General features: G+C 63.5%; 15 protein-coding genes and 1 pseudogene. 4 read left to right on the top strand and 12 right to left on the bottom strand.

Annotated elements, in window-relative coordinates:
- Window positions 1-499 precede the first annotated feature (499 nt).
- From NP3_RS48765 to NP3_RS45085, 6 genes are all read right to left on the bottom strand, one after another.
- Window positions 500-670: a hypothetical protein gene (locus tag NP3_RS48765; protein ID WP_157124978.1), complete on the bottom strand. Its 171-nt coding sequence runs from the start codon at window positions 668-670 to the stop codon at window positions 500-502.
- Window positions 671-857: 187 nt separating this feature from the next.
- A complete protein-coding gene (locus NP3_RS45105; RefSeq protein WP_084509693.1) occupies window positions 858-3,026 on the bottom strand; it encodes an MMPL family transporter in 2,169 nt (722 codons plus the stop codon).
- A 41-nt stretch (window positions 3,027-3,067) separates the two neighbouring features.
- Window positions 3,068-3,514, bottom strand: a complete 447-nt coding sequence (locus NP3_RS45100) for an EXLDI protein (protein ID WP_169814692.1) — start codon at window positions 3,512-3,514, stop codon at window positions 3,068-3,070.
- Window positions 3,515-3,697: 183 nt separating this feature from the next.
- Window positions 3,698-4,933 carry an MFS transporter gene (locus NP3_RS45095; protein ID WP_084509694.1) on the bottom strand — a complete coding sequence of 412 codons (1,236 nt, stop codon included), beginning with the start codon at window positions 4,931-4,933 and terminating at the stop codon, window positions 3,698-3,700.
- A 37-nt stretch (window positions 4,934-4,970) separates the two neighbouring features.
- Window positions 4,971-5,435, bottom strand: a complete 465-nt coding sequence (locus tag NP3_RS45090; protein WP_063047826.1) for an NUDIX domain-containing protein — start codon at window positions 5,433-5,435, stop codon at window positions 4,971-4,973.
- Window positions 5,436-5,438: 3 nt separating this feature from the next.
- On the bottom strand, window positions 5,439-6,650 hold the full coding sequence (locus tag NP3_RS45085; RefSeq protein ID WP_063047825.1) for a helix-turn-helix domain-containing protein: 1,212 nt from the start codon (window positions 6,648-6,650) through the stop codon (window positions 5,439-5,441).
- Between the two features lie 131 nt (window positions 6,651-6,781).
- Here NP3_RS45085 and NP3_RS45080 point away from each other — a divergent pair, with 131 nt between their 5' ends.
- Window positions 6,782-7,255 (top strand): hypothetical protein, encoded by a 474-nt coding sequence (locus NP3_RS45080; protein WP_063047829.1) that lies wholly within the window; start codon window positions 6,782-6,784, stop codon window positions 7,253-7,255.
- Between the two features lie 111 nt (window positions 7,256-7,366).
- Here the strand turns inward: NP3_RS45080 and NP3_RS50130 are convergent.
- A pseudogene (locus tag NP3_RS50130) lies at window positions 7,367-7,466 on the bottom strand (ribosomal protein L16); the annotation flags it as partial.
- Window positions 7,467-7,485: 19 nt separating this feature from the next.
- On the bottom strand, window positions 7,486-8,832 hold the full coding sequence (locus tag NP3_RS45075; RefSeq protein WP_157124976.1) for an NsdA family TPR-like regulatory protein: 1,347 nt from the start codon (window positions 8,830-8,832) through the stop codon (window positions 7,486-7,488).
- Window positions 8,833-9,139: 307 nt separating this feature from the next.
- Here NP3_RS45075 and NP3_RS45070 point away from each other — a divergent pair, with 307 nt between their 5' ends.
- From NP3_RS45070 to NP3_RS45060, 3 genes are all read left to right on the top strand, one after another.
- Window positions 9,140-9,697: a hypothetical protein gene (locus NP3_RS45070; RefSeq protein WP_063047823.1), complete on the top strand. Its 558-nt coding sequence runs from the start codon at window positions 9,140-9,142 to the stop codon at window positions 9,695-9,697.
- 309 nt (window positions 9,698-10,006) lie between these two features.
- On the top strand, window positions 10,007-11,278 hold the full coding sequence (locus NP3_RS45065) for a radical SAM protein (RefSeq protein WP_063047822.1): 1,272 nt from the start codon (window positions 10,007-10,009) through the stop codon (window positions 11,276-11,278).
- A gap of 356 nt (window positions 11,279-11,634) precedes the next feature.
- Entirely contained in the window at window positions 11,635-12,657 is a 1,023-nt protein-coding gene (locus NP3_RS45060) for a radical SAM protein (RefSeq protein WP_169814691.1), read from the top strand.
- On the opposite strand, the gene NP3_RS45055 is transcribed toward NP3_RS45060, so the two are convergent.
- The 4 genes from NP3_RS45055 to rplP form a co-directional block, all read right to left on the bottom strand.
- Entirely contained in the window at window positions 12,654-13,529 is an 876-nt protein-coding gene (locus NP3_RS45055) for a glycosyltransferase family 2 protein (protein WP_063047828.1), read from the bottom strand. The two genes, NP3_RS45060 and NP3_RS45055, sit on opposite strands and share 4 nt — an antisense overlap.
- A 308-nt stretch (window positions 13,530-13,837) precedes the next feature.
- Window positions 13,838-14,119: a 30S ribosomal protein S17 gene (gene rpsQ / locus NP3_RS45050; RefSeq protein WP_063047820.1), complete on the bottom strand. Its 282-nt coding sequence runs from the start codon at window positions 14,117-14,119 to the stop codon at window positions 13,838-13,840.
- Entirely contained in the window at window positions 14,116-14,355 is a 240-nt protein-coding gene (gene rpmC / locus NP3_RS45045) for a 50S ribosomal protein L29 (RefSeq protein ID WP_040686552.1), read from the bottom strand. Before rpmC ends, rpsQ begins: the two co-directional genes overlap by 4 nt.
- Window positions 14,355-14,771, bottom strand: a complete 417-nt coding sequence (gene rplP / locus NP3_RS45040; protein WP_014981662.1) for a 50S ribosomal protein L16 — start codon at window positions 14,769-14,771, stop codon at window positions 14,355-14,357. The genes rpmC and rplP overlap by 1 nt, the downstream gene beginning before the upstream one ends.
- Window positions 14,772-14,914 lie beyond the last annotated feature (143 nt).

Below are 14,914 nucleotides of genomic sequence, written 5' to 3'. Positions count from 1 at the left end.
AGCAACAGCAACGCTGACAGCGGCGGCAGCAGCAGCGACAGTCTAAAGCGGCGATAGCGGCAGCAGCGCGGTAGTGACAGCCTGAAAGCAGCAGCGACAGGGCGACATTCGGTACTCCCCACACACGAATACCGCAGCGCTACGGCCGGGCATCGGCGGTGGCAGCAGCGACAACCCGAAAGCGGCGATAGCGGCAGCGGCAGCGGCAGCGGCAGGGCGACATTCGGTGCTCCCCACACACGAATACCGCGCCACTGCGGCCGTCAGCAGCGCGGCAACGGCAACGGCAACGCTGACAGCGGCGGTGGCAGCAGCGAAAGCCCGAAAGCGGCGACAGCAACGTGACAGCGACAGCGACAGCGGCGACAGCGACAGCGACAGGGCGACATCCGGTGCTGCCCACACACGAATACCGCGCCGCTGCGGCTGTCAGCAACGCAGCGGCAGCGAACAGATGGCAGTAGCGCGGCGGCCAGCAGCAACGGCAACTGCAACAACGCTAACCGGCAGCGGCAGCGGCCAGCGGCAGCGGCAGCGGCAGCCCGACGGTGGCAGTAGCAGCGCTGCACCAGCAGCAGCATCGCGGCGGCGCATCCAGCGACAGCGCGGGGGTAGCAGCGGCGCACAGCGCCGTCAGCAGCGCGGCGTTCGGTGATCTCTGCTCGCGCATACTCAGTGACTACCTCACATAGGTTGCACCGTATGCGAGGTAGTCACGGAGTATGCGGCAACGCGCGTTGAGGATGACGGGAAGGGCCGTCCGACTTGGATATCCCGAGTCGGACGGCCCTGTTCACTCTGCGGCTGGACTGATCTGTGTTGCGAGGTTCGACCTTTTGCCGCTGCCTGCTCGGCCCTTAGTTGTACGTATCCGAGTACGCATACGGATCCGAGCGCGTAGCTTGCGACGGCCCCTCGGATGCACCCTTCGAATCCCGGTCCCCATGCCCCGGCCACCAGGCGCGGTGCCCGATCAGCGCGGTCACTGCCGGGGTGAAGAACATCGCCATGACGAATGCGGCGATCGCGATGCCGACCGAGATCGCAAAGCCCATCTGCGACAGAACATTGTTGCCCGCCAACATCATCGAGGCGAAGGTGCCCGCCAGGATTACACCGGCTGCGGCGACGGTCGGGCCGGTGTGCCGAACCGCAAGGGCCGCAGCTTGTTTCGGCTCGTTTCCGGCTCGCGCCTCCTCACGCAAGCGAGCGACCATCAGAATGTTGTAGTCGGTGCCGAGTGCCACCACGAACAGGTACATGATCACCGGCAGGGTGAAGATCAGTCCGGAATTGCCCTGGAAGTGCTGGAAAACCAGTACCGCGGCACCGAGCGTCGCGGCGAAGCCGAGGAAGACCGAGGCCATCAGGTACCACGGCGCCACCAGACTGCGCAGCAGCAGCGCGAGCACGATCATGATGAGAATCGCCGCCACCGGGAACACGATCTTGTAGTCGTGCACCATCGCGTCCTGGAAGTCGACGTACACCGACGAGATGCCACCCACCACAGCGGTAGTGCCCGCGGGTGCCGCCGAATGCGCGGCGTCGCGCAGCGGATCACGCACCGTATCGAGCGCGGCATCCGATTCGGGCGCACCATCGAGGGTCACCTGGAAGTCGGCGGCCAGTCGGTCACTCGATACCGTCGGCGCCCCGACCTGGCTCACGCCCGGCACCGCGGCGAGTACGGCACGGTAGGCGGTGAGCTGGTCATTGTCGAGCGGTGCGCCGGTGTCCGAATGCAACAGCACCTCGGACGGTTGGGTCGACCCGGCGGGCATCCCCTTGAGCAACTCCTTGTTGTAGACCGTCGATTCGGAGGAATCCGAGGTCGAACCCGAGCTCAGATCGAACGTCGGATGGAAGCCGAACGCCAGCACACCCAGGGCCACCAGCAGCCCACCGGACACCGCCGCGAACGCACCGGGCCGCCGACCCATCGCCGCGCCGATCGCACCGAAGCGCGCGCCCTTCGGCTCCTGCTGCCATGCCTTCGACGGCCAGAACACCTTGGTGCCCAACAGCGAAACCACGGCGGGCACCAGCGTCAGACCGGCCAGCAGCGCCACCGCGACGGCGATCGCCAGCGCGGGACCGAGCGCACGGAACATGCCGAGCGTGGACAGGGTCAGCGCCATGAACGCGATGATCACCGCACCCGCCGCCGAGGTGATCGCCTCGCCGACCTTGGTGACCGCACTGACCATCGCGGTCTTCGGATCCTCCCCGGCCCGCAGTCGCTCCCGGTACCGGAACATCAGGAACAGGATGTAGTCGGTGCCGACACCGAAAAGCACCACCAGCAGAATGGAATTCACCGAACTGTCGACCTTCAGATCGAAGGCCTTGCTCACCATCGCGATCAGACCGCCGACGGTGCCGGAGACCGCACCGATCACGACAATCGGCAGCAGCGCGATCACAGGACTGCGGAAGATGATCAGCAGCAACACCAGAATCAGCACCACTGTCGCGATACCGATAATGGCCATACCCTTTTCACCGGACTCGGTCTGGTCCAGCATCTGCGCCGCCTGACCGGTGACGCCCGCCTTCAGATCCGAACCCTGCACCTGATCGCGCAAAGCGTCACGCAGTTTCTTGACCGCTTCGCTCTGCGTCGTATCGCCCGCATTGGTCACCTTCGTCATCTGCACGGCGGCGATCTGCACCAACCGGTTCTCCGAGGCCGGAACGGCCTGAATACCGATGACGTCCTTGATTCTCCGGTCGTCGAGCTTCGACGCGATCGCCGTCACGCTCGCCGAATCGGCCTCGGACAGCGGTGCGCCGTCGGCGCGGATGAAGACGAGCAGCGCCGCGGGCGCCTGCTGTTGTGGAAATGCCTTCTGCTGCAATTGCATTGCCTGAATCGACTCGTAATGCGATGGCAGGAATTCGGATTGGTCGGTGGTCGATTTCAGTTGCGGCGCCGTGGCCACCACCGCGATCACGATGAACAGCCAGAGACCGATCACCTTCCACGGGTTGTGCACAACGATCGCGCCCAGTCGAGCGAACATGTGGGAGAAGTCCTTTCGAGGTCCGAACGAGCGGACCGGTCTCAGATGTCGAGTTCGTCGATCTGCGGACTCGTCGCGGTGCCGACGAGTTCGCGGTAGATGCGTGCCGGAATCCGCCCGGCGAGTTCCTCGACCGAGTCGACGATGTCCACCGTGTAGTCGCCCCAGGTCTGGTCGTCGACGTCGAAGATCTCGCGCCAGTTCTTCAGATCCTTGGCCCAGTTCGTCAGCGCGAAGTCCATCCAGTCGGCCCGCTGCCGATGCACAACGTATTTACCCTTGCGGCTCAGGTAGACCCGGATCACCTCGATACCCGATTTGGTGAATTCTCTTGTCTCACCGAGCTTCCGCCCGACGAAGCGCTGCCTGCGCAGGCCGCCGGGACCGACTTTTAGCAGCACATCGCGCATATCCGATGCGTTCTTCTCGATGTTGATCGTGGCCACGTCCGCAGCAGTGTCGGTCGGTGCGCTCGAATCCGGTGTCATGATTCCCCGTCTCATAAATAGATATGCAAAAAAGCATGGGTGCGACGCCAGCGGACCCGATTCGGTCCGCTGCGGTGAGTTGATCTGCTGTTCTCCGGTCGCCTCGAGCCCGCTCCTCGGCGTCCGTCGAGAATCACTATAAGTAGATGTATACGTATAACGCAAGACCTGTGTCGAGCGAGTTCAGCGCGCCCCCGCGCGCAACTCCTCCCGGTCGACCCGACGCACCACCTTGACCAGCAGCAACAGCCCGACACCGAGGCCGAGCCCGAGTGCCGCGGCCGCCGCGAAACCCGCCGGGAATCCGCCCGCATCGATCGCCACGCCGCAGAGGGAACTGCCGATGCCGTTGCCGAGCGTCATCGCGGCGCCGTGCCAGCCGATCGCCTCGCCGCGACCGCCCTCCGGAACAATTCGACTCAACTGATCGACGGATGCGACAAGTGTTGGCGCACAAAGTCCTCCGGCGACGAGCCCGGTCACCCCGAGCGATACCGGACCGACGGCGAAGCACATCGGAATGGTGACGGCGCCGAGCCCGGCGAGCAGCACATACGTCGAAATGGATCGGTGCAGCGCGCCGTAGACGAGCCCGCCGACCAGCGAACCGAAACCCCAGACCGCCATGACCACGCCGAGCCACCGCTGCGCGCCGAACTCGCGAATGGCGGATACGAATGTCAATTCCGAACCCGCGAGCACCGCGATTGCCACACACGCGCCGACGCACAGCGCGACGAACTCGACCCGGAACCATTCGCGCCGCGGCACCGTCGCGTCCTCGGCCTTGTCGTCCGAGCGCAGCGGCGGATTGCGGACCCAGACAAAGACTCCCGCCGACACCAGCGCCATCTGCATCCCGAAAAGGGTGAGCGTCGTCGACCAAGCCGTCGCGGCGGCGACACCGAGCACCGGCCCGACCATGAACGCCATCTCCACCGACACCGATTCCAGTGCCAGCGCCGGTTGGCGGCTCTGCTCGGTGGTAGCGGCGATCACGGCCTGCCGAACCACCGTGAAGATCGGAATATCGAAAAGCCCGGCGATCGCCGCCAGCACCAGTAGCGCCCCGTACCCGACGAACGGCGCGATCGACCAGCACACCGCCCCGACCACGATCGACGGCAGAATAGTGCGCCGCAGCCCGAAACGATCCAACATCCGCCCGCGCCACGGCCCACTCGCCGCAACGCACAGCGTGACAATCGAACTCAACGCCCCGGCCTGCCCATACGACCCGTGCAACGTCTGCACCACATGCAGTGCGAGCAACACCGACCCGGCGAAGAACGGAATGCGAACCATCACCCCCAGCAGCAGCACACTGCGCACTGCCGAGTCAGCCAGCACCTCCCTGTAGGCCCGCACCCGACCGAGCGTCCCACGCCCGCCCACCCGCACGCCACCGATTAATCCCATGATTCGATCCGACGGCAGCCACATGCCCCAGCGCGGATCACATCGGCGCGGGCTCACCGTGTTCGAGGTAGACGGTACGGCTCTCGGAACGCGCGATATGTGCTTGACGTAGTCGGCGGGCGAGCCGCGGGATCAGGTGGTCATCGAGCTTCGACAACCCGACCCACGCCCAGCGGTCGAGTTCGCTCTCCTGGAGGCTGATGGCTCGCTCATCGGCTCCGATCTCGCCACAATCGAAAACATAGAGAATCTTGTCGCCTTCCCCCTCGCTCGGCGCCCAATCGTGAACCAGCAAATGCCTTGGTGCACGGTCGATTCCGAGCTCTTCGCGGATCTCGCGACGGCAGGCCGCACCTGGCGACTCCCCCGGCTCGACATACCCGCCGGGGATATCCCAACCGCTGCCATAAGTCTTGTGCACCAACAGCACCTCGTCGCCGCGCACGAAGAGCGCTCCCGCCGCCAGACGTGCGCGCGCAAACCGATTGTCCGCATTGGTCATTGGTTACCTCACGACGTGCATTCGTTGGGCCAAGGCTTGCAAGACGAACGAAGGACTGCCGTGCGCGTTGCGCATCCAGGTGAGTACGAGTTGCCGACTGAGGTAATGATGGCGGACCTGTTCCGGGGCCGCCTGCTCGGCGTCGAGCAGAGCCGATACCGAATCCTGCTGGCGGCCAGCAAGATTGAACGCGCGAGCAAGCTCGAGCTGGTGCCGAATCCGGCGCTCCACCGGGAGGGCGGAGGTATCCAGCCCAGGTCCCAACCGAAGCGCGATCTGCACATCACCGAGTTCCATCGCGGTGTTGACTCGATGGATTGCGACATTGGTGGGTCCGAACGCGGTCCACAGGCAGTTCCGATCACCACCCAGCTTCCGCGCAGCCACATCCGCCTCGGCCAGAAACTCCTGCACGGTGTCGCGACGATTGCTCCGCGCGGCTGCCATCGAGCCGACGAGCAGCAGCGTTCCGTACACCGACAACATGTCGTCCCGACCCTCGTGCAGGTACGGCTGCAAGTAGGCCGCTCCGGCTTCGACCAGATCGACAGCGGGTTGCACACGGCCCGTGGACATCACCGTGAAGGCGACAGATCGCATCAGGGAACCGACGATCGCGAGATCATCGGTTCGCTGAGCCGCCGCGAGACCTCGTTCGGCGGCGTTCCAAGCCAAATCGGTTTCACCGAGCTTGGTCAATACCGAGGCCGCCACCTGATAGCACAGTGCCAACAGCCGGTACCCGGATTCGTCTTCCGCTCGCTGGGCGACCGCGAGCGCCGCAGACAACAGGCCGGGCAATCGGCCCGCCACAAATCCGAACCTGGCCCCCTGATAGGCATCGAAGACACCACGCAGCTCCCGCTCGAGCGCGGGGAGTTGAAACGACTCCGGATCACGACCGGGCGGCACCGGCGCAGGCATCAAATGGCTGTAGTCCATCAACGCGGCCCGGAGTGCGGGGATGGTCGAACTCCCGCTGTCGGTGGTCCATTCCAACAGACTCGGATCACCGATCAGGTCTCCCAGCGAAACATCCAATGCGTCCGCGAGTAGGCGGATCACCGACAAGCGGTCCAGCGGAATCCGATTGTTCTCGACCTTGCTCATCCAATCGTCTGTCCGCCCGACAAGACCGGCTAGCACGTCTTGGGACATACCGCGACGCCGTCGGTACCAAGACACCCGCTCACCGATGGTGAGGTTCTGGGTCATTCCGCGCACAACACAATCTTCCGACTCGGCTGGGCAACAATCCCGGAAAGATATTCCGGGCATACATCTGATCCGGCCTCAGGCTACTTGCAAACCAAACGACATCAGTGCTGAACGGGACAAAGGCCACCGTGGACACCGAGGAACTCGCGAGCGTCGTCGATTGGGCGGACTACTACCGCCAACAGTTTCATCTCCCCGCCGAGGAACGCGGCGGTTACGTCATGCTGCCGGTGACGAACCATCTGGGCATTATCCACATGCCCAAGCTATTGGCCGAAAAAGTCCGAAATTCCTTGCTACAGCAGGGAACTCCCGGCCCGGTGCTGGCGCGGCAGATCCGCTGGACCTTCGTCGCGGCCGTGGACTACGCCCCGGGTAATCAAGTCCTGGAACTGCTGGCACGCAAAAACATTTGTGTGCCCGTCGTCGGCAGCGCGCTGATGATACCGACAGGCCTCGGGCGGTGGACCCGCGAAGGGGCGCACTGGATCATTCCGCCGGGTCGCGATCAATTGCTGCCAATACTGTCGAACGTCATCAGCACAACGCTGGCATCGTTATTCGATCGAAACGATAGACCGGCTCCGCAACAGACCGGATGAATAATCCGAACCGCCGAGCAAATATGAAAAAGGCCCGCTTCCCAAATGGGAAGCGGGCCTTTGCTGTTCGGGCGGAGGAGACTACTTGGCATTCTCCAGGACCTTGACCAACCGCCTCACGAGCGATCTCCCCGTTGGGGTAACTCTCGAACATCACGCGCCTGGGCTCGACGTTCGCCACCCACCACTCCGGCGAACCCTTACCCGAACCGTGCGGTAGTACGGAAACCTCAGGCCAGCCGCAGCTCCGCCATACGTACATCAAGCTTCCGTGCAGCCTCAGATCCCGGTGCCCGGACGTGGATCAGCGTACGAGCATTGCGAAGTTGGCTGGAGATCCGCGCTGACCCATTCGCAGCCTCGGCCTCGACACCATCGAGGATTGCGCCAAGCCCAGCGTCGAGATCCCCGGCATCGACGTAGATCGTCCCTAGCAGGATGTGCGAGGCGGCGCGGTCTCTTACAGCTTGCAACTTCAGCGACTCTTGGGCCGCTGCGATCGCCGCAGTCAGGTCTCCGATCTGGTGCAGTGCCTTGGCACGCATGCGGGCGATATGTCCCGCAGTGCAGAAATAGGCCAGTGACTGCTCAGGCGTGCGCGGTGCGGTGACGTCGAAGTTGTCGGCACGAGTCAGTGCCTCGCGGGTGTCGCAAGCATGTCCCGCCTTGGCCTGGGCGAGCGCCGTGATGCCAGCTGTGTGCGCGCGCAGTAGCGGGTCGCCCGATCGAGCGGCACGCATCTCGGCTGCGGCGGCCTGGTCGGCGGCGACCGAAGGCTTGCCGACTTCCTCGGTCATCCCTGACCACTCCGCCATTGCCATCGCACCGGCGGCATCGTCACCGATTTCATCCGCGACGTCTCGCGCGGTCTCGAAATGATCCTCCGCCAAGCTGATTCGGCCCAGGTCGAACAGCTGCCATCCGGCCGAGGTGGAGATCTTGCTCCGAAGCGACTTCAACCGCCGTTCCAGCGGATCGCGCGGACCGGTAAGTAATGCTTCAGCGATGTCGACCTGAGTAAGTGTTGTGCGGATCGCAGCCTGCGGGCCGAGAAGATCGTCTTGAAGCCGAGCTTGGTTGAGCATTGCCTCGACATTGTCCAAGACAGCCGCATCGACGCGACGCGGAATCGCGACCGCGTGGACTGTGCGTTCGACCTCATCGGCACTGAGCGCAGCCGTGATCGCTGGCGCTGCCGCCGTAATGACGGCAATTGCTCTCATCAGCTCTCGGCGCTGCACTTCGTCAACCTCCTCGCCGCCCCAAGTCCAGGGTAGGGCAGCTTCAACACCTGTACCAGTTTGCGAGTGATTCGCCCTCGTCGCGCGCGGGTTGTATAGACCCAGTTCTGTAGCGGAAGCGTCGAAGGTTTGCTCCAACGCTCGCCGGTACCCCTCTGTCGGCCACCTTGTTACACCACTCACGAGCCGCCGAATAGCTTCTTCGTCGTACGCACCGGGTTTGCCGGTTATCTGCTCATACGCGGCATTGACCTTGTCGACAACCTCTCGCCGCTTCCAGTCCCGCAACTCGATCAGCTGTGCCAGCTGGCGATTTCTCCGGTGCCGCGAACTCATCCGATGCCCTTCCCCCATCTAGCCAGACAGTAGTCCGAACGGCACCCCGCAACTTCACTCCAGGAAATTGCGGGGGGGGAAGTTGCGCTGCCGAGGCCGACTCTCGTCGATCAGGCTCAATTATGCGCCCCAGTCCGGGAATTCGTCTCTCGAGTTGAAAGGACACGCCATGGATTCCGGCGATCCAAACCACAAACCCACCGCGATATGCCTTGTACGCGCTGACGTGTCGGGGCTCGAATCACCGCGACACGCAACAGAAGTCCGACGTCACGCGCTACGACTGGGATACGCCCACCTGTACACAGTGCGCCCACCGGCTGACCACTCCGACCCGATCGGCTACGCACTCGATATCGCCGCCGGTCTCGCCGTCGACGCGCTGGTCGTCTACGACCTGGAGACGGTCGGTAATACACCGAGCCGGGTGTGCGAGCTGTTCGACCTGCAAACAGTCTGTCCCCCAACGACTTGGGCGGCTGTGGTGCCCGATCGGGCCGACAACACGGAGCACGCGCATCCCGGTTACCCCCTCACGATCACAGCTGCGCAGCGCATCATGCAGCAGCATCTCATGTGCCCGGCTCACGCATGCCCTCGCAAGGCTAGCGCGTACAGCTTTCTGGTCCAGGCCGGGAAGATCGTTCCGCCGGTGGACACTCCACGTGAGCGGGCCGCTGCCCGACAGCTGCCGTTTAAGCCGCGAGACCGCGACATACCGCTACCCGTCAGCGTGGACATCGAGACCCTCCTCGATGTACTGAACGGTCTCACCAATCCCCAAGCCGACGCCCGCGTCCTGGCCGCGCAGCTCAACCCCAGCTCCGTCCACCAGACGACGGACTCGACAACCGGAAAGCAGTAGTTCACGGCGATGAGCTATGCGGAAAATTCTGCTGCTCAATCGAATTCACCTCGTCCGGACGAACCAGACGTCGTGATCCGCGTCCACATAAGCGTCCTGTGCGAGCAGGAACTGAGATTCGCGGCCTGTGAGTCGGCTGCGCGCCGATTCGCCGACCACTGGGTCGTATACCACTGGCCCGACACCGTCACGTTCGAACCACCTGGCCGGACGTACCCGCGGCTCCCTTGTGAACGGCTGTGGACACTCCCGTAGCTCGCGCTCATGTCGGCAAACCCGTAAGGAATCGAAACCCACTGGGAGACAACAATGAACGAGCCCGAAAATATCGGCAGGGTGCTGCGACTAGTGATCGACGCAGTCAACGAGTGCAACCTTCGCTGTCTGTACTGCCATCCAGGGGAAGTATGGCGGCAACAGCAACTTCCGCCGCCCGCACTACGATCGGCGATCGATGCGGCCGATGCCGCAGGTGTGCTCGAGGTGGTGCTGACTGGCGGGGAAATCACCCTGCACCACGATCTGCCCGCGCTCTTGACGGCCACACACCGGCTACTGCGAACAGCATCGACGATGATCACCAACGCCACCCAGCTCACCACCGAGACGGTGGACCGGCTCGCGGCGTCGAACCTGACGCGCATCTGCACCAGCGTGGACGGCACCACCAACGACCTCCACGGATATGCACGCGGCAAGAACCTGCCGAAGGTCCTCGACGGGCTACGAAGCCTGAACGAGACCGGAAAACCAATCACAGTGATAACCGTTGTGCACCAGCACAACTGGAAAAAAGTTATCGAACTCAGCGAGTTCCTTGCTGCCAACGGGCTCGCTTCCCAGCATCATCTGTGCGCGCCGAGTTTTTCTGGGCAGGCCCGAGCCCACTACCCGAGGCTGGGGCTACGGGAGCATGAGTTCCACGGCGTACAGGGATTGGTCGATCGTCACCACCGACAACTGGCCGACGCGGGACTGTACCTGACGTTCAACTCGATCTGGCCAGCCACAGGTATTCGGCCGTTGGCCAGCAACCCGGCGCGGACGATCACGTTGCAGCAGCTCTCCGAACAGGTCAAAGACACCCTCTGCAATATCCGCCCTAACGGCGAGTTCCGGTTGCAGGCTGCCACCTGGGGGCGAGAGATGGTCGGCAACGCCGCTCTCGGTTCACTACACACGCAGCCAGCCTCCGACTTGCTCACTCGCGCGGAATCACTACTGGAGGAGGGGACGGCGCGGCAGCTTCCCCGAGAGCTGGAGGCCCAGCACAAGTTTCAGCTCGGTGCTGCCGCAAATCGGAAGTTGACCGAGCAGCTGATAGGCCGCACCGACAGTCCCGCGCCTGCTGTCGACCTGATTCCCATCGGTAGTGTCGACCAACACTGGCTGCTGGACAATCCCGTCGATGTCACCGACGTCGCCGCACAGATCGATTCCCGGCCGCATGAACACCGCGTCGTGAGACATCCCAGCGGCGCCGTGTTGGTGTTCGACCGGCCCCGCTCGCTGGTGACGCTACTGAAACCCGTGGAATGGGAACAGATCACCACCACCTCGACTACGCGGGTGATGTCATGACCGTAGTCACCCTGCTCGATCAGGCTCAGCAGTTCCTTTACTGTGACGACCAATTAGCCGCTCTCGCAACTGAAGTTCTCAGCCATGCTCCCGCAGAACCGGCGATCCGGACGGCGCTGGCTTGCCATCTCGCCGCACCACACACCCCCGCGGCAACACTCGCCGCAAACGCCGGGCTGGAGATCGCCACAGTCCGCGATATGTACCTCTTCGCGCGAAGGAATCCTCAACTACCGTTGCTGGTGGGGTCGTCTTACTACCCGCATCGGCTGCGGTGGGGGTTCGCTGCGGCCACTGTTGCCGAATGGCTGCGGCGTCCAGAGATACCGCAACGGATTCGAGCCCGCGAGCCGGTGTTGGCCGAGACCATGGAGATTCATCCCACGCGCGGCACGTGCAACTACAGATGTCGCATGTGCTTGTGGTCTGATCAGGCCGAATTCACCTACGCCACAAAGCAACTCGATACGCATGGATTAATGGGCGTTGGAGACTGGACAGGTGTCATCGATGAACTCGCCGCGGCTGGGGTCCGGCGGCTCATTGTCTCCGGCGGAGGCGAAGCGCTGATCAACCCAGACCTGCCCGACATCCTCAACCACGCCGTTGGTCTCGGAATCGAAATACATGTCTACACAACAGGATTCAGTATCCAACCGGGCAGTCGACTCTTTGCCGCCTTGCTGCGCTGCCACCGAATTCGATTCTCCGTACACTCGCCCGACCCGATCACCTACGACCACATCGCAGGAACGCGACCCCGGCAGCGGGCGCTGGAACGAGTGACCACCAACCTCGCCGCGCTACTCGAGGAAAGAGGCGAGTCACCTGCGGTCGGTATCGGAATGGTGATCCAGCCGGGCAACCACGCCCAGATCGAGGCGATGGCCGACTTCGCCGAAGCGTGCGGCGTCGACTGGCTCGACCTTCGTAAAGACGAGGTCGATGTCACCGAAGGACTCGACGACGCCCAGCTAATCGTGGTGCGCGACCAGCTGAAAGCTGTTCGAGCCCGCGTCGGCGGCTCAACTCGAATCGACATCGGTGACGAGCTGGTCATGCTAGCCAACGGGCTGAGTCCAGACCGGTCGCGCACGGCGGAATGCCTGGGGCGCTGGTTCCGCCCGACGATCGGCGCGTTCGGGCACCTGACTCCCTGCGATCTGAAGGCCGAACCACGCTTCGCGGCCACTGGCTACGACCTCGGCAACGTCAAACGCTCCCGCATCCTCGACGTGGTCGCCGCCTCGAATGGACGGCGGATCGATGACGACTGCGCCCAGTGCATGCCGAGCTCCCGTACCGGCAACGCCGTGATCCACAAGCTCCTGGATGACCTCCAGGCTGGTGTCAGCCTGGAGGAGCAGCCCTTCGTCTAGCGGTTCTCAACTCGCTGGAGCAGCGCGGTCCGCGTCACCGCCGCCAGACCACGAACGATCAGTCCAACCGCTACCAGCGGTGCGAACACGATCCACGGTGTTCCCTTGTGGTAATCGCAGTAGAACCGCAGGGCACTGCGGTGATGAGAGCGGACTTTTCGGAACGGCGCGGATCGCATACTGCCGCCCTCGCGATGGCGGATCTGCACGTTCGGGTCGAGCACGACCCGCCACCCGCTGCGGTGCATGTCGAGGGCAGCCTTTGTTTCCTCGAAGTAGAGGAAGTAACGGTCGTCGAACCCTCCAACTGCGTCGAACGCCTCGTGCCGGAACAACATGCAGCAGCCGGAAATCCAGTCCACGTCGCTCACCTCGGTGACGGGCTCACCGAAATAGCGGCGAGTCGCCGGATTGCCCGGCCATATCCCGCCCAGCAGTGCGTGCGCGATGCCTACCGCCAGCGACGGGAACCGCCGCCCGCTCGGGTACGGCGTGCCGTCCAACCGTGCGATACGCGGACCGATCATGCCGATTCGTTCATCGGCTTTTGCTGTCTCGACTAGCGCCGCGATCGAGCCGGGCGTGAGTTTGGTGTCGGGGTTGGCGACAAGGATCCACTCCGCATTGGTCGCTGCGGCGCCCTGATTGATCGCGGCGGCCAGGCCGACATTTCGGGGATTGCGAATAACTCGGCCGCCGAATTCTTCGACGATGTCAGCACTGCGGTCGGTCGAGACGTTGTCGACGCCGATCACATCGAACTCGTATGGCTGCACCGCCGCAGGAAGTGTCTCTAGGAATCCGGGTAGATCCTCAGCGCTCTGGTAGGTGACCAGGACCAAGCCAACGGTCTTCTCATCCGAGCTGGGCATATCGGCGAACCTATCACCCTTCGTACGTCCATGAAAACCGTGATGCGGCATGAACGCCGCAGGCGAACTCGATGAGAAGGCTGCTGGCGGTAGAGCTTTGGCAACTCAGGATCAATACTGGTTCGCCAGCCGGTAGTTCGAGCGTTTTGATCTCATCGGGTCCGACCGGAGTTCTCCGGCAACGTCATCGAAGTAGCGCCAGGCGATTCCCGGGGCGACAAGGCCATCGCTGAGCCGAACTTCCGTGAAGCAAGCGAAGGCCCGCTTCCACAATAGGAAGCGGGCCTTCGATGTTCAACCGAAGAAGACTACTTGGCCTTCTCCAGGACCTCGACCAACCGCCAGTGCTTGGTGGCCGACAGCGGGCGGGTCTCCATCAGCTGGACGCGGTCGCCGACGCCGGCGATCTCGTTCTCGTCATGCGCCTTCACCTTGGTGGTGGAGCGAATGATCTTGCCGTACAGCTTGTGCCGCGTGCGGTCTTCCAGCTCGACGACAATGGTCTTGTTCATCTTGTCCGAGACCACGTAGCCGATGCGAACCTTGCGGGTGCCGCGCTTGACCTCGGGGGTCACGTTCTCTTCACTCATGCCGCATCTCCCTTGCCAGCGGGTGCCGAGGCCAGGCCGAGCTCGCGCTCACGCATGACCGTGTAGATGCGCGCGATCTCGTGACGCACGACGCGCAGGCGACGGTTGTTGTCCAACTGACCCGTCGCCATCTGGAAGCGCAGATTGAACAGCTCTTCCTTCGACTCGCGCAGGCGGGCGACGAGCTCCTCTTCGTTGAGCTCGCGGAGCTCTGCGGCCGGTGTACCGGTAGCCATCAGAACTGCTCCTCCCTGGTCACGATCCTGCACTTCATGGGGAGCTTGTGCATCGCGCGGCGCAGGGCCTCACGAGCGATCTCCTCGTTGGGGTAACTCATTTCGAACATCACGCGCCCGGGCTTGACGTTCGCGATCCACCACTCCGGCGAACCTTTACCGGAACCCATGCGGGTTTCGGCGGGCTTCTTGGTGAGCGGGCGATCCGGGTAGATGTTGATCCAGATCTTGCCGCCACGCTTGATGTGGCGGGTCATCGCGATACGCGCGGACTCGATCTGCCGGTTGGTGACGTAGGCGGGCTCGAGAGCCTGGATACCGAATTCACCGAACGCGACCGAAGTGCCGCCCTTGGCCATGCCGCTGCGGCTCGGGTGATGCTGCTTCCGGTGCTTGACCTTCCGTGGCATCAACATGCGTCAGCCCTCCTGTGTTTCTGCCGGGGCGTCGGCAACCGCGGTAGCAGCGCCTGCACGCCCGGCCTCGGTGCTGGTCGCGGTGGTGCCTGCGGAACCGGACCGACGCGGGCGGCTCGGCCGCTCCCGGCGCTCACGGCGGT

It is taken from the genome of Nocardia pseudovaccinii NBRC 100343 (assembly GCF_001613225.1).
GTDB classification, from domain to species: Bacteria; Actinomycetota; Actinomycetes; order Mycobacteriales; family Mycobacteriaceae; genus Nocardia; species Nocardia pseudovaccinii.
This window is presented reverse-complemented; position numbering and strand designations above follow the sequence as displayed.